Below are 21,942 nucleotides of genomic sequence, written 5' to 3'. Positions count from 1 at the left end.
GGGGCCCCCCCCCCCGGGGGGGCCCCCCGGGGGGGGGGCGGGGCGCCCCCCCGGGGGGCCCCCCGGGGGGGGGGGGGGGGGCCCCCCGGGGGGGGGGGCCCGGGCGCCCGGGCCCCCGCCGCCCCGCCTCCCTGGCCCGGACGGCACGCGGCCGACCCGGTGCGCCGGATCAGCCGACCGACGTCACGGTGCCGGCCCCCACCGTCCGGCCGCCCTCACGGATCGCGAAACCGAGCCCCGGCTCCAGCGGAACCTCCCGCCCGAGTTCGACCGTCATGGTGACGGTGTCGCCGGGCCGGGCGACGGCCCGCTCGCCGAGGTCGACGTCGCCGACCACGTCCGCGGTGCGGAGATAGAACTGCGGCCGGTATCCCGTGGCGACGGCCGTCGTCCGGCCGCCCTCGCGGGCGGACAGGACGTAGACGCGCGCCGTGAAGCGGCGCGCCGGGACGACGCTGCCGGGCGCGGCGACGACGTGCCCGCGGCGCACCCCGTCGCGGGGCACCCCGCGCAGCAGCAGCGCCACGTTGTCACCGGCCTGAGCCTCCTCCATCGGCTTGCCGAAGGTCTCCAGACCGGTGACGACCGTGTCGTGACCGGCACCGTGCACCTCGACGCGGTCACCGACCCGGATCGTGCCGCGCTCCACGGCACCGGTCACGACCGTCCCTCGGCCGGTGATGGTGAGCACGTTCTCGACGGGCAGCAGGAACGGCGCGTCGAGATAGCGCTCGGGCATCGGCACGTAGGTGTCCACCGCGTCGAGCAGCGCGTCGATCGCCGCGGTCCAGCGGGGGTCCCCCTCAAGGGCCTTGAGGCCGGAGACCCGCACGACGGGTACGCCGTCCCCGCCGTAGCCGTGCGCGGAGAGCAGCTCGCGGACCTCCAGCTCCACGAGGTCGGTGAGCTCCTCGTCGCCCGCGTCCGCCTTGTTCAGGGCCACGACGATGTGGTCGACGCCCACCTGCCGGGCGAGCAGCACGTGTTCGGCGGTCTGCGGCATGATCCCGTCCACCGCGGACACGACCAGGATCGCCCCGTCGAGCTGGGCCGCGCCCGTCACCATGTTCTTGACGTAGTCGGCGTGGCCGGGCATGTCGACGTGGGCGTAGTGCCGGGTGTCGGTCTCGTACTCGACGTGGGCGATGTTGATGGTGATGCCGCGGGCGGCCTCCTCGGGCGCCCGGTCGATGCGGTCGAACGGGACGAAGGTGCCGGAGCCGCGCTCGGCGAGGACCTTGGTGATGGCGGCGGTCAGGGTGGTCTTGCCGTGGTCGACGTGACCCATGGTGCCGATGTTGAGGTGCGGTTTGGTGCGCACGTAAGCCGTCTTGGGCATGGCTGTACCTCGAAGCCTCTGCGGTGTCAGCGGAGCTGACGGGAGGGGCTCCGGCTCGATGGGGCCGGAGCGGGGACCCCGAGCGACTGCCCGACCCTCCCCCTGCGGGGTCCGCCGGGCGATCCGGGGAGGGTCAGCTTCGGGCGCCGTCGACGGCTGCCGTGACGATCAGGACGGCAGCCTTCGGGGCATCCGCGAGTGCGGATGCCGCACAGAGGAAGGCGTACCGGAACATGAGCAGATCCTCGCCGACGCGAGCGCCCCCGTCGACCGGTTTTCCGCCCGTCCGGGCCCGGGCCCGCCGCAGCCGCCACGACCGCGGGGTGCCCGCCGGGCGCCCGGGAGGGCGGAGTCGAACGCCGCAGCCGCGGACGGGCACACCGGGCCGTCCCCGTCCGCGTGCCCGCGCCTCGCGGACGCCCTCGCGCGGGCGGGCCGCAAGGACGGTCCCCGGCCGGAGGCAGCCGGGTCAGGCGCCGATGTTCTTGAGCGCCTCACGTGCCGAGAGGGGCGCCAGGTCCTCGCGCCGCGCGGCCACGAACTCCCGCACCGCCCGCGGGTCGGTCTTGGCGTACTCGCGCAGGCACCACCCGATCGCCTTCCGGATGAAGAACCCGGTGTCCCCGGACCGGCGCAGGCAGTACGCGAACAGCCGGTCGGTGTCGGTGTCCGGCCCGTAGCGGAGCTGGTGCAGCAGCGCCGTCCGGGCGATCCAGAGGTCGCCGTCCTCGATCCAGCGGTCCATGGCGGTCCGCAGACCGGGGTCGGCGGCCACCAGCCCGCCGACGACGTGCGCGGCGAGCGCGTCGACGGTGTCCCACCAGGAGACGGTCGCGATCAGGTGCCGGGCCACCGGCAGGAAGTCCGACGACAGCCGCTGTACGTGTCGGCGGAGGTAGTCGACGGCGAAGTAGTGGTACTCGCGCTCCGGCAACGCCCAGCAGCGCAGGGCGAGCGCCACGCAGTCCTGCTCTCCGGGACGCCCGGTGTCCCGCAGAACCGTGCGCGAAAGCGCCCGGCGCCGGGGTGTCGCGATCCCGAGGAAGGGGGCGACGTCCTTCATGTACGCGCGCATCGACGCGGCCCGAACGGGGTCCGCCGCGGACCCGTAGACGGCCGTGAGCCGCTCCGTCAGGAGGTCCGCGAGGGCGCTGTCCGGCATCGCGAACGGAGGACCTGACGGACCGGAAGCTGTGAAGCCCATGAGAAGGACCATACGGCGATCACACACATCCGTCGGTTAGTGTCGCCGGATGTTCGATGCCACCAACCGCTCTGGGGGCACCGCCACGGCCACTCCCCAGGCCACCGCGCCCAGGCTCGTCTGCGCCGCCGAACCGGCCCTCACCGCGGCACCCGCCGGTGCGGCGCCCGCCGCCCTCACCGCACCCACCGGCCCGGCCGGCCGCTGCCTGAGAGCGCTGCTCTCTCCCTGGTCCCGGCTCTCCCTGCTGATCGTCCTGCTCGCCGGCGCCGCGACGGGCGTGCTGCTCTTCGAACCCCAGCGCCTGCTCGCCGACGGCTGGCCGCCCCAGCTGGGCGGGGCCGCGGCAGCCGTCGCCTTCGCGGTGGCGTACGGGCTGTGCACCGTCGCGTTCGTCCCCCGCCCGCTGCTCAACCTGGCGGCAGGCGCCCTGTTCGGGTCCCAACTGGGGCTGGGCACCGCCCTGACGGGCACCGTGCTCGGGGCGGGTCTCGCGTTCGGGCTGGGCCGGGTCCTCGGTCAGGACGCCCTGCGCCCCCTGCTGCGGGCCCGCTGGCTGAAGGCGGCGGACGGGCAGCTCAGCCGGCACGGCTTCCGCTCGATGATGGTGGCCCGCCTCTTCCCCGGCGTACCGTTCTGGGCCGCCAACTACTGTGCCGCCGTCTCCCGCATGGGCTGGCTGCCCTTCCTGCTGGCCACGGGCCTCGGCTCGCTCCCGAACACCGCCGCGTACGCCGTCGCCGGGGCCCGCGCCTCGGCGCCGACCTCTCCGGCCTTCCTGGTCGCGATGGCGTTCATCGCGGTCCCGGGCCTGCTCGGCGCTGTGGTGGCCTGGCGCAAGCGCCACCACCTGCGCGGCGCCGCCTCCTAGCGGGGTCTCTCCCCTGCACGACGGCCGGCCGGCACGGCGGCCTCCGGCCGGTCGGCCGACGGTGCGGGCGGCGCACGCCCCTGTGGCAAGGCCCCGCCGCGCGGGCGCTACGCTGCCCTCAACACCCGTGATCACCGGCTCCGCGATACGGCGTGCCCGCCGCCCTCCCTCGATCAGCGCTTGGACGACGTCACTTCATGTCTTGGTTCGAATCCCTCATCCTCGGGCTGGTCCAGGGGCTGACCGAATTCCTTCCCGTCTCCTCCAGCGCGCACCTGCGGCTGACCGCCGCGTTCGCCGGCTGGCAGGACCCCGGCGCGGCCTTCACCGCGATCACGCAGCTGGGCACCGAGGCGGCCGTGCTGATCTACTTCCGCAAGGACGTGGGGCGCATCCTGTCGGCGTGGTTCCGCTCCCTCACCGACAAGGCGATGCGCCGCGACCACGACGCCCAGATGGGCTGGCTGGTCATCGTCGGCTCCATCCCGATCGGCGTGCTGGGCCTCACGCTCAAGGACCAGATCGAGGGTCCCTTCCGCGACCTGCGGATCACCGCCACGATGCTGATCGTGGTCGGCATCGTCATAGGCATCGCCGACCGGCTCGCGGCGCGCGACGAGACGGGCGGCCGGCACCGGGCGGCCAAGCAGCGCAAGACCCTCGAAGCGCTGAACACCAAGGACGGCCTCGTCTACGGCTTCTGCCAGGCGATGGCCCTGATCCCCGGCGTCTCCCGCTCGGGCGCGACGATCACCGGCGGCCTCTTCATGGGCTACACCCGTGCCGCGGCGGCCCGTTACTCCTTCCTCCTGGCCATGCCCGCCGTCCTCGCCTCCGGCACCTTCGAGCTGAAGGACGCGGCGGAGGAGGGGCATGTCGCCTGGGGGCCCACGATGTTCGCCACCCTCATCGCCTTCGCCGTCGGCTACGCCGTCATCGCCTGGTTCATGAAGTTCATCTCGCACAAGAGCTTCATGCCGTTCGTCTGGTACCGGATCGCCCTCGGCATCGTCATCATCGCGCTGGTCGGCATGGGCGTCCTCAGCCCGCACGCCGCCGAGTCCTCCGGCTGAGGCCGGCCGCAGCCGTCCGGCCGGGGCGAGGGCGCCTCCACGGCGCCCGCGACGGGGGACCGGCGGGAGCCGTTCCCCACCGCAAGCCGCAGCACGGCTCACCTCCTTCGGCACGGTGGGAACCCGCAGACAGCGGGTGGCCGGACCGGATCACGGCGCAGCGCGGCGCATCGCCGATACGGCGCCCGCGCAGGAGCAACCGCCCTCTCCCCGGGGCCGGTTCGGCACTGCGCGCACGGTTGCCCCGGCGGACCGTGACGAAGTACATATCGGTTGCGTAGCCGTCCGGTAGCGCAGTGTCAGTCCCTGCCCCTAGGCTGGTGCGCATGTCCCCCGACTTCGATCGCTCTGGTTCCGTGCGCTCCGCCGCCGCGTTGAACGAAGAGATCCGCGCCCTGTGGACACGGGCGGGCGGGTCCCTGTCCGCTCAGGAGAGAGCCCAGTACGAGACGCTGGTCGTGCGATGGGCCGAGGCGATCCGCGGGGAGATCATCGAGGCAGCGTGACCAGGGCACCCGATCCGGCGCCGCCCACCGGACCCATCGCCGGCTGGCGCCGGCCTCCGGCCCTGGTGAACGGCCGCTTCCCGTGGGCCGCGTGGGGGGAGCATCGCTCCGTCGCCACGACGGTGACGTACCCCTCCCGGCGGCCGACGGCGCGGACACACACTCCCGCTGACGCTCCATCAGGACGTACGGTCGCGGTCCCGCGCCACCTGCAACGCGCCGCCGGGCGGTACCCCGTACCGCCGCGTCGGCTCTCGGGGCTCCTCCCCCGGTGGTCCGACGCGCGGTTCAGCGCCGGCGACCGGCGGCAACGGCACGCACCGCGCTCGGGGCGGCGAATATCCCCGCCCACCCCCTTGGCGTGGCACGCCCGTTGGCCAACACTGAGCCGATGACGCAGCGCGTGGAACTCGCGACCGTGATGGACCGGCTGGCCGTGGACGGAATCGTCACCGAGTACGCGGCAGCGGTGAACGAGGGTGACTGGGACGCCTACCGACGGCTGTTCACCGAGGACGGTCGCGCCGACTACCGGACGGCCGGCGGCATCGAGGGCACCGCGGCCGAGGTCGCCCGGTGGCTCGCCCGCAGCCTGGAACGCTTCGAGTTGTGCCAGCACCTCATCGTCAATCGACAGGTGCGCATCGACCTCCTGGACCAGAACCCGGGAGACACGGCAGTGCTCCGCGCGGACTACGTCACACCGATGCGGCTGGCCGGCACCCGGGAGGAAGAGGACACCGCGCCGGACCTGGTGTGCGGGGGCCGCTCCTCCTTCGGCCTGGTCCGGACGGAGGAGGGATGGCGGCTGCGGCAGGTCGTCGTGGAGGAGCTGTGGCGCCGATCGCCCGAGCACCGGGACGCCCCCACGGCCGCCACCTGACATCGTTCGCCGACACGGATGAACCCGGTGTCCCGCGCCCCGCCCCTGCTGCCCGGTGCCCCGGTTCCCACCTCCTGTTCCCCGGTGTCGCCGTCTGTCGCCTGCCCGTTCCCGGCTCCGGAACCGGCGTGCCGCCCCAGGGATGCCCGAACTGCTCCCCATGCCGAACGAAACCCCACCAAAGCCGCTGCCTAGGCGAGGTCCCGCATGCGGGCTCAGTCGCCGACCCGATTGCGGCCGGCGACCGTCTCGGGAGCAGCTCAGGAGTCTTCCTCGACCACACCGAACCCCTCGGGGAAGTCTTCCAGGAACGCGCGACGCGAGGGGTTGGTCTCCTGCGCGGCCATCGAACCGAGCAGGTCGGTGAACTCGCGACGCTGGTCGTTCGACAGGTGGGACACCAGAGCGGCGACGCCTTCCAGAACCTTCACCGCGTCGTCCGGGTCCATCTGCTCGTCCTCACACGCGTCCACGCACCAGAGGACGTCGACCAGGGCCTCCGCCAGAGCGCGTGTCAGCGACGCATACCCGGACATGGAACGGCCTCCCCACAGCGACTGACAGAGCGCGGCCATCCCACCACAGGCCAGTGACACCGCGGACCGGCACCCCTCGACGGGAGGTGGGCCCGAGCCCGTTCTCGTGGACGCCGCCGGCACCACGTCCGCTCCCCGGTGCACGCCGGCCCCGGCGACGAGACGACCGAGTAGCCAACCAACCGCGCATCCAAACGGCATGCGCGGGAGGGCGGCACCGGCGGCCGCTTCCCCGTTCCCCTTCCCACCGACGCGACCGGGGGGGCCGTGACCCGGATCGCCGCCCAGCCGCGCGCCCCGCCCCTCCCTCCGCGCCACCTGTCGTAGATCGCGAAAGGCGCGCACACTGGAGGGACCACCGGGGAGGGAGGCACGCCGTGAAGAAAGCCGATCGTTCGTTCGAGCGATGGCTGGTCTCCCCCTGGCGACGGAGCGCGGTGGCGGCGCTGGCCGGCGCCCTGCCGATGCTCGCCTTCCCCGCCCCGTCCTGGTGGTGGTTCGCCTACGTCGCGCTGGTCCCCTGGATGCTGCTGGCCCGCTCCGCGCCGACGGCCCGGCGTGCCGCGTACGACGGCTGGTCCGGCGGGCTCGGGTTCATGTTCGCCGTGCACCACTGGCTGCTGCCGAGTCTGCACGTCTTCACCGTCCTGATAGCGGCCCTGCTCGGCGCGCTGTGGGCCCCCTGGGGCCTGCTCGTGCGGCGCTTCCTGGCCGGAACGCCCTCGGCGGGCCGGACGGCCGCCGCGCTGCTCGTGTTGCCCTCCGGCTGGCTCGGCGTGGAGCTCGTGCGCTCCTGGCAGGGACTGGGCGGCCCCTGGGGCCTGCTCGGTTCGAGTCAGTGGCAGGTCGGCGCCGCCCTCCGGCTGGCCTCGGTCGGCGGCGTGTGGCTGATCAGCTTCCTTGTGGTCGCCGTGAACGTGGCGGTCGCCGTCCTGGTCGCGGTGCGCGAGTCCCGTGTGCCGGCCGTGGCCGGACTGCTCGCGGCCGCCGCCGCGACCTCGGCCGCCTGGGTGGGGTCGCCGCGTCCGGATGTCGAGGGCCGAGTCCGCGTCGCCGTCGTCCAGCCGGGTGTCGTGAACGGCGGGGACGGCGCGGACAGCGGGAACGGGGACAGCGGGAACAGGCGGTTCGACCTTGAGGAGGCCCTCACCCGGCAGTTGGCGGGCCGGGGGGCCGACCTGGTCGTCTGGGGTGAGAGCAGTGTGGGCTTCGACCTGGCCGACCGGCCCGACCTGGCGCGTCGCATCGCGGCGCTGTCGCGGCAGGTGGGCGCCGACATCCTGGTGAACGTCGACGCCCGCCGCTCCGACCGGCCGGGGATCTACAAGAGTTCGGTCCTGGTCGGCCCGCAGGGCCCGACAGGCGACCGCTACGACAAGATGCGGCTGGTCCCGTTCGGCGAGTACGTGCCCGCGCGGTCCCTGCTCGGCTGGGCCACCTCCGTCGGGAAGGCCGCGGGCGAGGACCGCATACGGGGCACCGGGCAGGTGGTGATGGACGTCGGACACGGGCTGCGGGTCGGCCCGATGGTGTGCTTCGAGTCCGCTTTCCCCGACATGAGCCGCCATCTGGCCCGCGACGGCGCCGCGGTGCTGCTCGCCCAGTCCTCGACGTCGACCTTCCAGCACTCCTGGGCGCCCGAGCAGCACGCCTCCCTGGCCGCGCTCCGCGCCGCCGAGACCGGCCGCCCCATGGTGCACGCGACGCTGACCGGCGTCTCCGCCGTCTACGGCCCGAGCGGTGAGCGGATCGGCTCCCGGCTCGGGACCGACGCGAGCGCCGCCGCGGTGTACGAGGTGCCGCTCGCGACCGGCGTCACCCCGTACGCCCGCTTCGGCGACTGGCCGGTGCACGGTGCCCTGCTGGTGCTCGCGGCCCTGGTCCTGGTGGACGCCACCCGCGCCGTCAGGGCGTGGCGGAGCGCTCCCGAACCGCCAGGACGACCCGCTCGCACAACTCGTGAGTCGCCAGTGCGTCCCGGGCGCTGAGCACCTTCCCCGCGCGGACGGCGTCGAGGAACGTCAGGACCACCTGCTCGATGCCCCGCTGCCGGGCCACCGGCACCCAGTCCCCGCGCCGCCGCACCGTCGGCTGGCCCTTGTGGTCGACGACCTCCGCGAGGTTGACGACCTGCCGCTTGGTGTCCTGGCCGGAGACCTCCAGGATCTCCTCGTTCGAACCGCTCATCCGGTTCATCACGCCGAGGGCGGTGAAGCCGTCCCCGGCGAGCTGGAGCACGATGTGGTGCAGCAGGCCGTCCACGGTGCGGGCGCGGACCGTGACGTCGTCGACCGGACCCGGCACCAGGAACCGCAGCGTGTCGACGACGTGGATGAAGTCGTCGAGCACCATGGTGCGGGGCGCCTCCGGCAGCCCGGTGCGGTTCTTCTGCATGAGGATCAGTTCACGCGGATGCTCGACGCACTGCGCGTAGGAGGGTGCGTGGCGCCGGTTGAAGCCGACGGCGAGGCTGACGTTCCGCTCCTCGGCGAGGCGCACCAGCCGTTCGGAATCGGCGAGTTCGTAGGCGAGCGGCTTGTCGACGTAGGTCGGCACGCCGGCCTCCAGCAGGCGGGTGACGATCTCCGGGTGGGCGACCGTGGCGGCGTGCACGAACGCGGCGTCGAGGTCCTGGGCCAGCAGCTCGTCGAGGTCGGTGTGGCGCTGCGCCCGCGGAAGCCGGAGGGTGTCGGCCACCCTGTCGAGGGTCTCGGCCCGGCGCGTCCTGAGGTGCAGTTCGATGCCCGGCTGCATCCCGAGCACGGGCAGATACGCCTTCTGCGCGATGTCGCCGAGTCCGATGCAGCCGACTTTCACAGCGCTCTCCTTCGTTCGTCCGAGCCCGGCCGGGCCACCCGTCCCGGCCCGCCCGCCCGGAACCGGCGGCCCGACTCCGTGTCCCGTCGGAAGCATACGGCCGCCCGGACGGGCCGTCGCAGGCGCTCCCGGCCGCTGAGCGGGCAAAAGCCCTGGTCCGGCCGCGCCGTCGTTCCCTTCCGGCCGGCGCCGGCCGCCGCTTCCCGCCCCCGGCGCCGCCCGCCCTGCCCCGTGGTCCGCGTCCGATGTCCGGTGCCGCGTCCCCCTGCCCGGAGCACGCGGCGGACGGACGGCGGTTGCGGCGGTGGGCGTCCCACGGCGACCGTGCCGAGGCCGGCGGTGACCGATCCCTCCGGTCCCCGGCCCCGTCCGATGGGGGTGTCCGCGGGCCCCGCCCGGCGCGCGGGCCCCCCGAAGGCGGCCACCGGGTGTCAGCGGCCGCGGGAGCGGGCGCGGGCCCGGGACGTTCGGGGCGCGGGGGTGCGCCGCAGTCGGCGGCCCCCGCCCGGAGGAGCGCAAGGATCACTCGTGCGGGGCAACCTGTCCCCTTCCGCTCCCGAAAGCCGTCCGGACACAGCAGAGTTGGTCGGATGCAGCGAACGACGACGGCCGCGACGCTCCTGGTGACCGTGGCGGTCACCGCCCTCTCCGGCTGTGTGACCGTCCACCGGCCGAGCGCCCCCGGCCCGCACACCGCGCCGTCCGGAGCGGCGGCACCCGATCCGAACGGTGTGAAGGAACCGCAGATCGTGCAGGCGCCCGCCCGCGAGGCCCTGGAGCGCACCGCCCCCTCGAAGGAACCGCGGCCCGTGGCGCCGGCTCCGCGGCGGGCCGCTCCCCCGCCGGCACCGGCTCCGGCCGCGTCGGGCCGCCCGCACCCGCGCCCCTCGCGTCCGGCACCGCGCCCGGAACCCCACCGGCCGGAGCCCCGCACCCCCACCGCACCGGCCGCCCCCGAGGCCCCCGGAAACACGGACGTGTGCGCCCTGGGCCGAACCTACGGAGGGTGGAAGGCGGACAGTCCGCAGGCGGTCATCTGTTCCGGTGCCTACGGGAACTGACGGGCCCGCCGCCGCTCCCCGGGACTGTCACGGACGCTGCCGCGGCGGACCCAGCGTCTCGCCGCCGGGGTCGCCGAAACGGCCCGGCTCCTCACCGCCCGCCGGATCTGCGCTGTCCCGGATACGGAGGTCCAGTCGGCCGATCGCGGCCCGGACGCCGTCGCCGTAGCTGTCGTCCGCGAGTACGCCGGTCGCCCCGCGCGCCCGGCTCAGGTGGGTGCGGGCCGCCGCGGGACGGCCCAGCTTCACGTAGTCGGCCGCGAGGTTGAGGTGCAGGGAGGGATACAGCGCCCGCACGGCGAGGAACGAGCGCCGCTCGCCCGTCCGGTCGCCGGTGAGTTCCTCGGCGGCCGACAGGGCGCGCAGGTCCCAGGCGAGTTCGTCCGCCGGGTCGTCCTGCGTGTCGGCCATGTAGTGCGCCAGGGTGCAGCGGTGCAGCGGGTCGCCGGCCGCGCCGATCTCCGTCCACAGCTGAAGGAACCGTGTCCGCGCCTCTTCCCGGTCTCCGGCGTGATGCAGTATGACGGTCTGCCCGATCCTGGTCATCATGGCGTCCGGCACCGCCTGCTGCTGTTGGTCCGCCACGCGTCCTCCAGGCTCGTCGCTGTCTCCGTCCGCGCCGGGCCGTTCTCCCGGCGTCGCGCGGGGATCGGCGCGCGGCGTCGGAGGCGTGCCCCGCCCGGCGGAGGGCCCGGTCTCATAGTGGGCGGGCCCGCGCGATCCGACAACGCGGGATGCGCGGCGCCGGGCGGCCGGACCGGGAGCGTGCGGTGGTCGGCGCCGCCAACTCGGCGCCCCGAGGGGAGGGTCCCCGGCCCGGACCGGCGGCCGTCCCGGCCGGGGACCGCCGTGCGCCGCTGGGCCAGGCCGGTGACGGCCGCGGCCCGGCGGCGAGGGCCGGCGCCGGTCAGCCGAGGTCCGGAATGCTCCAGTCGATCGGCGTGTGCCCCTGCGCGGCCACGGCTTCGTTGATCTGCGTGAAGGGACGCGAACCGAACCACTTCTTCGCGGACAGTGGCGAGGGGTGCGCTCCCTTGACGACGACATGCCGTGTCTGGTCGATCAGCGGGAGCTTCTTCTGGGCGTAGTTGCCCCACAGCACGAAGACGGCGGGGTCGGGCCGCTCGGCGACCGCGCGGATGACCGCGTCGGTGAACCTCTCCCAGCCCTTGCCCTTGTGCGAGTTGGCCTCGCCCGCACGGACCGTGAGCACCGCGTTGAGCAGCAGCACGCCCTGCTCGGCCCACGGCATCAGATAGCCGTTGTCGGGGATCGGGGTGCCGAGCTCCTCTTTCATCTCCTTGTAGATGTTCCGCAGCGACGGCGGGGTCTTCACGCCCGGACGGACCGAGAAGCACAGGCCGTGCCCCTGACCCTCGCCGTGGTACGGGTCCTGGCCGAGGACGAGGACCTTCACCCGGTCGTACGGCGTGGCGTCGAGCGCGGCGAAGACCTCCTCCCGCGGAGGGTAGACGGGACCCTTCGCACGCTCCTCCTCGACGAACTCGACGAGTTCCTTGAAGTAGGGCTGCTGGAGCTCCTCGCCCAGTACGCCGCGCCAGGACTCGGGCAGCATGGCGATATCGGTCACGTCAACGTCCTTTGGTGTGCTGTCACTTCCCGAGCACAGAACCTACCGCCGGCCACTGACAACGCCCTCCGCGGCTCCGAGCGCCGGTAGCGGGCGCGCCCGCTACCAGCTGGTCTTGCGGTCCAGTTCCCACATCGTCATGATCGTCGAGGGGTCGAGGGCGCGCTCGCCGCCGGAGATCTCCCCGCTCGCGGCCACGTACTGCCGCCCCTGCCACAGGGGCAGCAGCCGGGCGTCGTCGACGAGGATCTGCTGGGCCTCCTCGAACTCCTTCACCACGGCGGCGCGGTTGCTCACCCCGCGGGACTCGGGCAGCAGGCGGTCGGTGATGCGCGGCGACGGGTACGGCGTGCCGAGGGCGTTCTGCTCGCCCACGAAGGGGGCGATGAAGTTCTCGGCGTCGGGGAAGTCGGGGAACCAGCCGCGCCCGAACACCGGGTACTCGCCCTTGCGGTAGCCGGCCTCGTAGGTCTTCCACGGGCGGCTGCGGAGGGTGACGCTGAAGAGGCCCGATCCGTCGAGCTGGCGCTTGAGTTCGCGGAACTCCGGTGCGGTCTCGGAACCGTAGCGGTCGGTGGTGTACCAGAGGGTGAGCGGGACGCGCTGGTCGATCCCGGCGTCGCGGAGGATGCCGCGCGCCTTGGACACGCTGGGGCTGCCGTAGGCGTCGAAGTAGCCGGTGGTGTGGCCGACCAGGCCGGCGGGGACCATGGAGTACAGCGGGTCGACGGTGTCCCGGTAGATCTTGTGCGCGATGGCGGGCCGGTCCACGACCTGTGCGATCGCCCGGCGGACGGCCGCCTTGCCCGCCCAGGGGTCCTTGGGGTTGAAGACCAGGTAGCTGATCTCGGTGCCGGTGCCCTCCACGAGCTGGAGATCCTGGTCGGCGGCGCCGCCCTGGAGGTCGACGATGTCCGAGGCGGCGAGTCCGCGGTAGGTGAGGTCGATCTTCCCGTCCTTCAGGGCTTCCACCATCTGGTCCGAGTCCTGGAAGTAGCGGATGGTGACCGCGTCGTTGTGGCGCTTGGCGAAGCCCCGGTAGCGCCCGTTGCCGACGAGGACCGCCTGCTTGCCCTCCTGGTAGGACTGGAGGCTGTAGGGCCCCGACCCGGAGATCCCGTGGTCCTTGCGCAGGGCGTCGGCCGGGTAGTCGTCGGGGTCGACGATCGACATCGCGGGGGTGGCCAGGACGAACGGGAACGTGGCGTCGGGCTTGTTGAGGTGGAAGACGATCTCGCGCGCGCCGAGCACCTGAACCCGTTCGAGGCTGCCGAGGAGACCGGCCGGACCGCCGCGGACGTTGATCTTCCGGATGCGGTCGACGGAGTGCTTGACGGCGGCGGCGTCCAGGGCGTCGCCGTCGGAGAACGTGAGGTTCGGGCGCAGTTCGCAGCGGTAGTTGCGATTGGTCTCGTCGGTGAACGCGCACTTCTCGGCCGCGTCGGGCTGCGGGGTGGCCGAGCCGTTGGGGTAGCCGAGCAGGGTCTGGTAGATGTTGCGGAACAGTTCCCACGACCCGTCCCAGGAGGCGGCCGGGTCCAGCGTGCTCGGGGCGCTGGTGGTGCCCACCACGATCGGTCCCTTGTCCTCGGACGACCCCGAGGAGAAGACGCCACAACCGGCGACCAGGGCTATGGACGTGATCGCAGCCAGGTGTCCCAGGCATCTGTTCCGGTTGAACACGCGCGCGCTCCTCGATCTGCCGTACCAAGGGTCGGCAGACCATACCGCAGCACTCCGCCGGTGGAACCGTCTTCGCCGCAGTGCACTTGATCAGCATCTTTGTGACTACGTTGTCAGAGTTCCCGGTGCCGCCGGCGCTCCGGATAGCGGACTCGGCGTCGCGCCTCGCGGTGTTCGGCGCCGCCGTTTCCCCCCACGCGAGAGCCGGTGGTCCCCCGCGTTCGGGGGACCACCGGCTCTCGCGTCGCGGAGCGTCTTGCGACGGTGCGTCAGGCGACGCCGGCCTTCAGGAACAGGCCGCCGTCGACCACGAGTGTCTGACCGGTGACCCAGTCGGACTGGTCCGAGGTGAGGAAGGCGGCGGCGCCTCCGATGTCGGTGGGCACGCCGAGCCGGTTGAGCGGGTAGCCGGCGGCGGCCTCCGCCTCACGGCCCTCGTAGAGCGCGGCGGCGAACTTCGTCTTCACGACGGCCGGTGCGATCGCGTTGACGCGCACCTTGGGCGCGAACTCGTGCGCCAACTGCACCGTCAGGTTGATCATCGCCGCCTTGCTGATGCCGTAGGCGCCGATGAAGGGCGAGGGCGCGAGTCCGGCGACGGAGGCGATGTTGACGATCGCGCCGCCGTTCTCGCTCTGCCATGCCTTCCAGGTCTGCTGGGCGAAGCCGAGCGCGGAGACGACGTTGGTCTCGAAGACCTTGCGCGCCACGTTCAGGTCCAGCTCGGCGATGGGGCCGAACACCGGGTTCGTACCGGCGTTGTTGACGAGGTGGTCGACGCGGCCGAAGGCCTCCATGGTGCGTTCCACGGCGACGGCCTGGTGGGCCTCGTCGTGGGCCTTGCCGGCGACTCCGATGACGCGGTCGGCGCCGAGCGCCTCGACCGCCTCCTTCAGGGCGTCCTCGTTGCGGCCGGTGATGCAGACCCGGTCACCGCGGGCGACCAGGGCCTCCGCGATGCCGTAGCCGATGCCGCGGCTCGCGCCCGTGACGAGCGCGACCTTGCCGGAGAGCTCGGGAAGTGTGCTCATGTCCTGTCCCCCGGCCCTAGTTGAGCGGTCCGCCGGCCACGTACAGCACCTGGCCGGAGACGAATCCCGCGGCCTCCCCGGTGAAGAACGCGATGGAGTTGGCGATGTCGTCGGGGTTGCCGACGCGCTGCACGGGAATCTGGGTGGCGGCGGCGGCCTGGAAGTCGTCGAAGTCCATGCCGACGCGGGCGGCGGTGGCGGCCGTCATGTCGGTGACGATGAAGCCGGGCGCCACGGCGTTGGCGGTGACGCCGAACTTGCCGAGCTCGATGGCGAGGGTCTTGGTGAGGCCCTGGAGACCGGCCTTGGCCGTGGAGTAGTTGGCCTGCCCGCGGTTGCCCAGCGCCGAGGAGGACGACAGGTTCACGATCCGGCCGAACTTGGCCTCCACCATGTACTTCTGGACGGCCTTCGCCATCAGGAACGCGCCGCGCAGGTGCACGTTCATGACGGTGTCCCAGTCCGACGCGCTCATCTTGAACAGCAGGTTGTCGCGCAGGACGCCCGCGTTGTTCACCAGGATGGTGGGCGCGCCCAGCTCCTCGGCGATGCGGCTGACGGCGGCCTCGACCTGGGCCTCGTCGGAGACGTCGCAGCCGACCGCGAGCGCCGTGCCGCCCGCGGCGGTGATCTTCTCCACGGTGTCCTTGCACGCGGCCTCGTCGAGGTCGATCACCGCGACGGCGCGGCCCTCGGCGGCCAGACGTACGGCGGTCGCGGCGCCGATGCCGCGCGCGGCGCCGGTGACTACGGCGACGCGCTGCTCAGTGGTGGACATTGCTGGTTCTCCTCGCCCTTGGAAAAGCCGGCCCAAGCCCGGCCAAGCTGTCTCGACAACCCTGCGGGGCTTTCGGGAGCCCCGAAGGCCCTGCGGCTCACACGGTACGCCCGTCCGGTGAGCGACCGCTTAGTACCTTCAGCAGACGTGACGCTAGAAGCCCTGGCACCCGGTGTCAACGGCACACCGCGCGCATGTGATCCATTACCTGACCAGCAGGCGGAGCAACCGCTCCGTCTCGGCCTGCGGATCCGCCGTCAGCCCGGTGTGCACGTGACCCGGCCGGACCACCGTCGAGCGGGGCGCGATCAGCCAGCGGAACCGGCGTCCGGCGTCGTCGCCGGCCGCCTGACCGGCCGCGTTCCCGCCGGCGCAGACGCCCTCGACGGCGCGCAGCGCCGCCCGCACCCCGGCCACGTCGGCGCCCGGGTCGAGCGCGAGCAGCTTGCCCTCGTCCAGATGGGTGCGGGCCGCGACGAAGGACCGCGCCCGGCAGTACACGAGCACGCCCGCGTTGAAGCACTCGCCGCGCTCCGCCCGCGGCACGACGCGCAGCAGCGCGTACTCGAAGACGTCCCGTTCGCTCACGCGTCCCCCTCGGTTCCGTGGGCGCCGGCGCCGCCCGTGATCCTTTGGTGGATGGTGCCGGCCCGGGCCAGCAGCGGCCGGGCGTAGGCGCGGCGCAGCGCGTCGGCGGAGTCGAAGCCGGGTTCGTCGGCCAGCCAGGCGTCGGGGATCTCCGCGGTGACCTCGGCGAGCAGGCACTCGGTGACCAGCGGGGCCAGTTCGGCGGCGGCCGCGGCGACGTCGGGGCGGAAGGACGCGAGGGCGTGGTCGGTGATGTCGTACGGCTTGGCGGCGGACGCCTCGGCGCCGGGCCAGTGGTGGTGCCAGATCATGGTGGCGCCGTGGTCGATGAGCCAGAGTTCGCCCCGCCACATCAGCAGGTTGGGGTTGCGCCAGGACCGGTCGACGTTGTTGACGAGGGCGTCGAACCAGACGACGCGTCCCGCCTCCTCGGGTGTGATCGGGAAGGCCAGCGGATCGAAGCCGAGGGCGCGGGGCAGGAAGTCCATCCCGAGGTTCGCGCCGCCGCTCGACTTGAGCAGCTCCTGCACCTCCGTGTCCGGTTCGCCGAGGCCGAGCACCGGATCGAGGCCGATCGTCACGAGACCGGGCACGCGCAGACCGAGCCGGCGTGCCAGTTCCCCGCAGACGACCTCGGCGACCAGGGTCTTGCGGCCCTGACCGGCCCCGGTGAACTTCATGACGTACGTACCGAGGTCGTCGGCCTCGACGAGCCCCGGCAGCGAGCCGCCCTCACGCAGCGGCGTGATGTACCGGGTCGCGGTGACTTCCTTGAGCATCCGCCCAGGCTACTGGGGTGTTCCGGTCCGAAGGACACGGACCGCGCGGCGCCGCCCACCGGCCCCGCGCGCGAGGCGCCGGGCCGCCACCGGGGCCCGCCGTTCGAACGTCCGCGGGGACCGGCCTCCTGGCCGCGGCGCCGCTGTCGGCTCCTCTCGCCCCGTCGGGCGCCGCCGATCCGGTCGCGAAGTGTTCACGTCCTGAACAGGGCGGACGTCCCGGCCGTACTCCTGATCGGACCTGTCCCCCCGTCTCCCGAAGGGAACCCCAGCATGACCAGCGCACCGCTTCACCCCCGCCAGGGACCGGCACGGCGCACCGTCGTGGCGGCGGTCGGCGCGGCGGGAATCGCCGCGGCCCTGACCGCCTGCGGTTCGGACGACTCGTCCTCGCCGTCCGCGGGTGCCGGCGACACGGGCGGCGGCAAGGAGTCGACCGGTCAGGAGGCCGGCGGCACGGAGCTGGCGAAGACCGCCGATATCCCGGAGGGCGGCGGCAAGGTCTTCGCCGACCAGGGCGTCGTCGTGACCCAGCCGGCGGCCGGCACCTTCAAGGCCTTCTCGTCCAAGTGCACGCACCAGGGATGCGCGGTGAAGGGCATCGCCGACGGCGTGATCTCCTGCCCCTGCCACGGCAGTCAGTTCTCGGCCACCGACGGCAGCGTGAAGAAGGGCCCGGCGACCAGCGCCCTCGCCGCCGCGGCCATCACCGTGGAGGGCGATGCGATCAAACTCGCCTGAGCCCCGCCCCACCGCCGGGGCCCGTGCACCAGGGGGGGGCCGGCGAGCACGGCGCTGCGGGCCGGCTCGCCGGTGGCGACGAGCGCCCGGCGGTCCCGATCGCGCGGCGGCAGATCGACCTCGGCCCCCGCCCGGGCGGCCCGCCGTGCAGCCGGCTTCCGGCGACGTCCTCATCGGCCGCCTCGACGAGGCGTCCGCGCTCGGATGACGGCGGCTCCGGACGGGAGCAGCGGGACCAGCAGGCGCCCGCCGGCACGGAACAGCCGGGCGGGCCGGTTCGCCCCGGTGCCGTCCGGGATCCTTCCGGCGGCGGCGGTGGACCGGCCGCGCCCTCCCGGGGCCGCGTCGGCCGGGCGGGCCACCGCGGCGGACGCCCCGGACGAGCGGACGCCCACGGCGCGTTCGGGCAGGGCGCCGGCTCACGAAGCCCTGCCGCCGCTCGCCGGCGAGCGGCACCGCAGCCGCGGAGCCGGGGACGTGGCCGAGGCGCGGACAGGGCACGGCCCTCCCGGGCAGCACGGGCCGGGGCGGGCGACCGTTGCGTGGGGGCGGAGGAGACCTCATGCTTTCGACACGTTGTCACCCGGACCGGAGGGCCCGGGTGGCGGACACAGGACGAGGGGACCGCATGGCCGTCACACAGCGCCGAGGCCGGAAGATCATGATGACTCCCGGTGAACTGGACGAGTTCCTCACCACGCAGCGCACCTGCCGTGTGGCGTCCGTGTCCAAGGACGGCGCCCCTCACGTCAGCGCACTCTGGTTCGCCTGGGACGGCACCTCCCTGTGGCTCTACTCGGTGGTGCGCAGCAAGCGGTGGGTGCAGCTGCGCAACGACCCGCGGGTCGCCGTGGTGGTCGACTCCGGCGAGGAGTACGGGGAGTTGCGCGGCGTCGAGCTGTCCGGCTCCGTCGAGTTCGTGGGCGAGATCCCGCGGACCGGGGATCTGTGCGCCGAACTCGACGTGCCGGAAACCCTGTTCGCCCGGAAGAACTTCGGTCTGGAGGAGATGCCGCACGACGGCCGCCACGCGTGGATGCGGCTGACGCCGGACGCGATCGCGTCCTGGGACTTCCGCAAGCTGCCCCCGGTGTAGCCGGGCACCGGCGGGACCGGCTCACTCGACGGCTTCGCCCGCTGTGCGCAGGGCGTCCACCGCCGCCCGGATGGACGGCCGGCGGTCGGCGTCGGCCCGCCACACCACGTAGACGTGCCGCCGCACCCGCTGCCGCACCGGGACCGTGACGACGCCCGCGGGCACCGGATGACGCCCGAGGAGCGGAGCCACGCACACGCCCAGTCCGGCGGCGACCAGGCCGAGTTGCGTGTGCGTCTCCGCCGCGCGGTGCCCGACGTTGGGTTCGACGCCCTGGGACCGCAGCGTGAACAGCAGCCACTCGTGGCAGAACTCGCCCTCGCCCCAGGTGATCCACTCGTCGTCGGCGAAGTCCCCGAGGTCCACCTCCCGGCGGTCCGCGAGCCGGTGGCCCGCCGGCATCGCCACGTCCGCGGGGTCGTCGAGCAGGGACGCCTTCACCAGCCCGTCGGGCAGCGGCATCGGCTTGTTGTACCAGTCCAGGACCACCGCCAGGTCCAGGTCGCCGCGGACCACTCCGGCGACCCCGGCCTCCGGTTCCAGCTCGCTGGAGCGCACCCGCAGCCCCGGGTGGTCGGCCCGCAGCGCGGCGAGCGCCGCCGGGAACAGCCCGCGGGCCGCCGTCGGGAACGCCGCCAGCCGCAGTTCGCCCACCACCTGGCCGCGATGCGCCTCCAGATCCGAGCGGGCCAGTTCGACCTGGGACAGGATGCGCGCCGCGTGCTCGGACAGCAGCCGTCCGGCATCGGTGAGACGCACTCCGCGGCCGTTCTTGGCGAGCAGTTGCTGGCCCACCTCGCGCTCCAGTTTGGACATCTGCTGGGAGACCGCGGAGGTCGTGACGTGCAGGCCCTCGGCCGCCGCGCTCACCGATCCGTGCCGGGCGAGGGCATCCAGCGTGCGCAGGCGCTCAAGATTCAACATGTAAGCGATGCTACGAGATACCGCTCCCCTTTTCTCGCTTGTGCTAAGGGATCACGCGGTCTCATCGTTGACCCCATGACCACCGCCCCCGCGCCCCGCGCCGCAGCCCCGTCCCCCCGGCCCGCACCGCCCGCACCGGCGGGCGCCCCACCGGCATCCCCCGCCCCGTCCGGCGCGCGCCGCGCGCTCGACTGGCGCATCCGTTTCGCCGCGCTGTCCCTCATCTGGGGGTTCAGCTTCCTGTTCATCAAGGTCGGCACGGAGGGGTACGCGCCGTTCCAGGTCACCTTCGGCCGGCTGCTGTTCGGGACCGCCGTGCTGATGGCCGCGATGGCGGTGAAGCGGGAGCGGCTGCCGCGCGGGGTCCGCACCTGGGCCCATCTCGCCGTCGCGGCCCTGCTGCTGAACGCCCTGCCCTTCTCGCTGTTCGCCTACGCCGAGCTGACGATCCCGTCCACGCTCGCCGGCATCTGCAACGCGACCTCGCCGCTGTGGGGCATGGCCCTCTCCCTGGTCGCCCTCTCGGAGGACCGGCCCACCCGGCGCAGGGTCGCCGGGCTCGGTATCGGCTTCCTCGGCGTGCTGACCGTCCTGGGCGTGTGGCAGGGCTTCCACGGCCTGGACCCCACGGGGACGGCGATGGCCCTGCTCGCCTCGCTCAGCTATCCGGTCGGCTGGATCCACGTCCGCCGTACCCTGGCCGGCACGGACTCCTCGCAGCTGTCCCTGACGGGCGCCCAGTTGCTGCTGGCGACCGGGCAACTCGCCGTCGTCACACCACTGTTCACCACGGTGCCGAGCCGGTTCGCCGTCGTCCCGCTGCTCGCCGTCCTCGCGCTGGGCGCACTCGGCACCGGCCTCGCCGTCTTCCTCCAGTACGGCATCGTCGCCGAGGTCGGCCCGACGACGGCCCAGATGGTCACGTACTTCATCCCGGTCATCGCCACCGCCGCGGGCGTCGCCCTCCTGGGCGAAACGCCGACCTGGTCCACGCCGGTCGGCGCCGTGGTCGTCCTCGCGGGCGCGGCGCTCACCCAGGCGAGGCCGGCCCGCGGCGCGACCCGGCGGGCCCGGGCGGGCGGACCGCCGGACTCCCGCCCTCAGCCGTAGCGGCGGGCGGGTCCCGGTCCCACGGCCGCGGCGACGGCGTCCGCGAGCGGCTCGACGTCCTCGGGGGCGAGGGTCGAGACGGTGATGCGGATTCCGGGCGGCGCGCTCATCCGGAAGCGGGCTCCGGGCGCGACCGCCCAGCCGGCGTGCAGCAACCGGGCGACGGCTCCGGTCTCGTCCGGGACGGGGATCCACACGTTCATCCCGCTCCGTCCGCGGGCGGCCACGCCACGCGCCTCCAGGGCCGCGATCAACGCCGTCCGCCGCCGGCCGTAGGCGTCCGCCACCGTGGAGGCGTCGATCGCGCCGGAGGACCACAGGTGGACCACGGCCTTCTGCAGCAGCCGGCTCACCCAGCCGGGACCGAGCCGTTGCCGGCCGTGCACCCGGTCGACGGTGACGGCGTCCCCGGTGAGCACGGCGAGCCGGAGGTCGGGGCCGTAGGCCTTGGCGGCGGAGCGCACGAACGCCCAGTGGCGGGTGACCCCGGCGAGCGGGTGCAGGGGCAGGTCGACGATCCGGTGCCCGTGGTCGTCCTCCACGAGCAGCGTCCCGGGACGGTCCGCGAGGACGGACCGCAGCGCCTGCGCGCGTGCGGCACTCACCGACGCGCCGGTCGGGTTCTGCGCCCGGTCCGTGACGATCAGCGCGCGCGCCCCGCCGTCCAGCGCCCGCCGCACGTCGTCGGTCAGCGGACCCTCGTCGTCCACGCCGACCCCGACGGTGCGCAGGCCGAGCGCCGGGGCGAGGTCGAGGACACTGCCCCACCCGGGGTCCTCGACGGCGACGGCGTCTCCGGGCCTGAGGTGCGCGGCCAGCACCCGCTCGATGGCGTCGAGCGATCCGGAGGTGACGAGGACGGGCCCGGCGGGAACCCCGTCCGCGTCGAGGTCGGCACGGGCGAGCCGGGCCAGCTCCGGCTCCACGGCCTCCTCCCCGTACTGCACGGGCCGCAGGTCGGACTCCCGGGCCGCCACCGCGAAGGCGGGACCGAGGGCCGGCAGCAGAGACCGGTCGGGGTTGCCGTGGCCCAGGTCCCGCACCCCCTCGGGGACCTCCACGCGCACGGAGTCCCGGCCGGTGGTGACCGGCTTCGACCGCACCCGGCTGCCGCGCCGGCCCGCCGTCTCGATGACCCCGCGCTCCCTCAGCGTCCGGTAGGCGGCCGCGACGGTATTGGGATTGACCCCGAGCTGCTGCGCCAACTCCCGCATCGGCGGCAGCAGGTGGCCCGGCTCCAGCTCACCCGATCCCACCGCGCGCTCGACGCCCGCCGCGATGTCGGCTGCGCGGCGCCCCTCGATCCGATACTCTCCTAGCACAAACATGAT

At 73.6% G+C, this 21,942-nt stretch carries 22 protein-coding genes; 9 read left to right on the top strand and 13 right to left on the bottom strand.

The genetic code is table 11. The features are described 5' to 3' along the window. Positions 1 to 169 precede the first annotated feature (169 nt). Both tuf and ACGFS9_RS31240 read right to left on the bottom strand, forming a co-directional pair. Positions 170 to 1,339 carry an elongation factor Tu gene (tuf, locus tag ACGFS9_RS31245; protein ID WP_393257991.1) on the bottom strand — a complete coding sequence of 390 codons (1,170 nt, stop codon included), beginning with the start codon at positions 1,337 to 1,339 and terminating at the stop codon, positions 170 to 172. Positions 1,340 to 1,808: 469 nt separating this feature from the next. Then, positions 1,809 to 2,543, bottom strand: coding sequence for a DNA alkylation repair protein (locus ACGFS9_RS31240; RefSeq protein WP_393257989.1), 735 nt, complete (start codon positions 2,541 to 2,543; stop codon positions 1,809 to 1,811). A 49-nt stretch (positions 2,544 to 2,592) separates the two neighbouring features. On the opposite strand from ACGFS9_RS31240, the gene ACGFS9_RS31235 reads away from it, so the two are divergent. The 4 genes from ACGFS9_RS31235 to ACGFS9_RS31220 all read left to right on the top strand — a co-directional run bounded on the left by ACGFS9_RS31235 (position 2,593) and on the right by ACGFS9_RS31220 (position 5,876). Then, positions 2,593 to 3,414, top strand: coding sequence for a TVP38/TMEM64 family protein (locus ACGFS9_RS31235; protein WP_393257987.1), 822 nt, complete (start codon positions 2,593 to 2,595; stop codon positions 3,412 to 3,414). A gap of 197 nt (positions 3,415 to 3,611) precedes the next feature. Next, positions 3,612 to 4,487 carry an undecaprenyl-diphosphate phosphatase gene (locus tag ACGFS9_RS31230; protein WP_393257985.1) on the top strand — a complete coding sequence of 292 codons (876 nt, stop codon included), beginning with the start codon at positions 3,612 to 3,614 and terminating at the stop codon, positions 4,485 to 4,487. Positions 4,488 to 4,813: 326 nt separating this feature from the next. After that, on the top strand, positions 4,814 to 4,993 hold the full coding sequence (locus tag ACGFS9_RS31225; RefSeq protein ID WP_393257982.1) for a hypothetical protein: 180 nt from the start codon (positions 4,814 to 4,816) through the stop codon (positions 4,991 to 4,993). 391 nt (positions 4,994 to 5,384) lie between these two features. Continuing rightward, the gene (locus tag ACGFS9_RS31220; RefSeq protein WP_393257979.1) at positions 5,385 to 5,876 is read left to right on the top strand and encodes a nuclear transport factor 2 family protein; all 492 of its coding nucleotides are present in this window, start codon (positions 5,385 to 5,387) and stop codon (positions 5,874 to 5,876) included. A gap of 260 nt (positions 5,877 to 6,136) precedes the next feature. Here the strand turns inward: ACGFS9_RS31220 and ACGFS9_RS31215 are convergent, their stop codons facing one another. Further along, a complete protein-coding gene (locus ACGFS9_RS31215; RefSeq protein ID WP_393257976.1) occupies positions 6,137 to 6,412 on the bottom strand; it encodes a hypothetical protein in 276 nt (91 codons plus the stop codon). Between the two features lie 377 nt (positions 6,413 to 6,789). Here ACGFS9_RS31215 and lnt point away from each other — a divergent pair, with 377 nt between their 5' ends. Continuing rightward, positions 6,790 to 8,400 (top strand): apolipoprotein N-acyltransferase, encoded by a 1,611-nt coding sequence (gene lnt / locus ACGFS9_RS31210; RefSeq protein WP_393257975.1) that lies wholly within the window; start codon positions 6,790 to 6,792, stop codon positions 8,398 to 8,400. Here lnt and ACGFS9_RS31205 read toward each other — a convergent pair. Beyond that, complete coding sequence (locus ACGFS9_RS31205) at positions 8,318 to 9,229, bottom strand: Gfo/Idh/MocA family protein (RefSeq protein ID WP_393257973.1); 912 nt, start codon at positions 9,227 to 9,229, stop codon at positions 8,318 to 8,320. The two genes, lnt and ACGFS9_RS31205, sit on opposite strands and share 83 nt — an antisense overlap. A 590-nt stretch (positions 9,230 to 9,819) precedes the next feature. Between ACGFS9_RS31205 and ACGFS9_RS31200 the strand changes: the two genes are divergently transcribed. Further along, entirely contained in the window at positions 9,820 to 10,290 is a 471-nt protein-coding gene (locus ACGFS9_RS31200) for a hypothetical protein (RefSeq protein ID WP_393257971.1), read from the top strand. 27 nt (positions 10,291 to 10,317) lie between these two features. Here ACGFS9_RS31200 and ACGFS9_RS31195 read toward each other — a convergent pair whose 3' ends face one another. The 7 genes from ACGFS9_RS31195 to ACGFS9_RS31165 all read right to left on the bottom strand — a co-directional run bounded on the left by ACGFS9_RS31195 (position 10,318) and on the right by ACGFS9_RS31165 (position 16,740). Next, positions 10,318 to 10,875, bottom strand: a complete 558-nt coding sequence (locus ACGFS9_RS31195; protein WP_393257968.1) for a hypothetical protein — start codon at positions 10,873 to 10,875, stop codon at positions 10,318 to 10,320. A 322-nt stretch (positions 10,876 to 11,197) separates the two neighbouring features. Beyond that, positions 11,198 to 11,881: a uracil-DNA glycosylase gene (ung, locus tag ACGFS9_RS31190; protein WP_393257966.1), complete on the bottom strand. Its 684-nt coding sequence runs from the start codon at positions 11,879 to 11,881 to the stop codon at positions 11,198 to 11,200. 102 nt (positions 11,882 to 11,983) lie between these two features. Next, a complete protein-coding gene (locus ACGFS9_RS31185) occupies positions 11,984 to 13,564 on the bottom strand; it encodes an ABC transporter substrate-binding protein (RefSeq protein ID WP_393257964.1) in 1,581 nt (526 codons plus the stop codon). A 269-nt stretch (positions 13,565 to 13,833) separates the two neighbouring features. Beyond that, positions 13,834 to 14,595, bottom strand: coding sequence for an SDR family oxidoreductase (locus ACGFS9_RS31180; protein WP_393257963.1), 762 nt, complete (start codon positions 14,593 to 14,595; stop codon positions 13,834 to 13,836). A 16-nt stretch (positions 14,596 to 14,611) separates the two neighbouring features. After that, on the bottom strand, positions 14,612 to 15,373 hold the full coding sequence (gene fabG / locus ACGFS9_RS31175) for a 3-oxoacyl-ACP reductase FabG (protein WP_393257961.1): 762 nt from the start codon (positions 15,371 to 15,373) through the stop codon (positions 14,612 to 14,614). 204 nt (positions 15,374 to 15,577) lie between these two features. Next, positions 15,578 to 15,961 (bottom strand): DUF3037 domain-containing protein, encoded by a 384-nt coding sequence (locus ACGFS9_RS31170; RefSeq protein WP_393257959.1) that lies wholly within the window; start codon positions 15,959 to 15,961, stop codon positions 15,578 to 15,580. Continuing rightward, positions 15,958 to 16,740: a HipA family kinase gene (locus ACGFS9_RS31165; protein ID WP_393257957.1), complete on the bottom strand. Its 783-nt coding sequence runs from the start codon at positions 16,738 to 16,740 to the stop codon at positions 15,958 to 15,960. Before ACGFS9_RS31165 ends, ACGFS9_RS31170 begins: the two co-directional genes overlap by 4 nt. Before the next feature lie 273 nt (positions 16,741 to 17,013). Between ACGFS9_RS31165 and ACGFS9_RS31160 the strand changes: the two genes are divergently transcribed. Beyond that, entirely contained in the window at positions 17,014 to 17,481 is a 468-nt protein-coding gene (locus ACGFS9_RS31160) for a Rieske (2Fe-2S) protein (protein ID WP_393257955.1), read from the top strand. 628 nt (positions 17,482 to 18,109) lie between these two features. Beyond that, complete coding sequence (locus ACGFS9_RS31155; RefSeq protein ID WP_393257953.1) at positions 18,110 to 18,577, top strand: pyridoxamine 5'-phosphate oxidase family protein; 468 nt, start codon at positions 18,110 to 18,112, stop codon at positions 18,575 to 18,577. Between the two features lie 21 nt (positions 18,578 to 18,598). Here the strand turns inward: ACGFS9_RS31155 and ACGFS9_RS31150 are convergent, their stop codons facing one another. Next, positions 18,599 to 19,501 (bottom strand): LysR family transcriptional regulator, encoded by a 903-nt coding sequence (locus ACGFS9_RS31150; RefSeq protein WP_393257951.1) that lies wholly within the window; start codon positions 19,499 to 19,501, stop codon positions 18,599 to 18,601. A gap of 75 nt (positions 19,502 to 19,576) precedes the next feature. On the opposite strand from ACGFS9_RS31150, the gene ACGFS9_RS31145 reads away from it, so the two are divergent. Further along, positions 19,577 to 20,611 carry a DMT family transporter gene (locus ACGFS9_RS31145; RefSeq protein ID WP_393257949.1) on the top strand — a complete coding sequence of 345 codons (1,035 nt, stop codon included), beginning with the start codon at positions 19,577 to 19,579 and terminating at the stop codon, positions 20,609 to 20,611. Here the strand turns inward: ACGFS9_RS31145 and ACGFS9_RS31140 are convergent. Then, positions 20,602 to 21,933, bottom strand: a complete 1,332-nt coding sequence (locus ACGFS9_RS31140) for an aminotransferase class I/II-fold pyridoxal phosphate-dependent enzyme (RefSeq protein WP_393257947.1) — start codon at positions 21,931 to 21,933, stop codon at positions 20,602 to 20,604. The genes ACGFS9_RS31145 and ACGFS9_RS31140 overlap by 10 nt on opposite strands. Between the last annotated feature and the right edge of the window lie 9 nt (positions 21,934 to 21,942).

The sequence above is a fragment of the Streptomyces sp. NPDC048566 genome (genome assembly GCF_043199735.1).
Classification (GTDB): domain Bacteria; phylum Actinomycetota; class Actinomycetes; order Streptomycetales; family Streptomycetaceae; genus Streptomyces.
The sequence above is the reverse complement of the archived record's forward strand: the minus strand, read 5'-3'. Positions and strand labels throughout refer to the sequence as shown.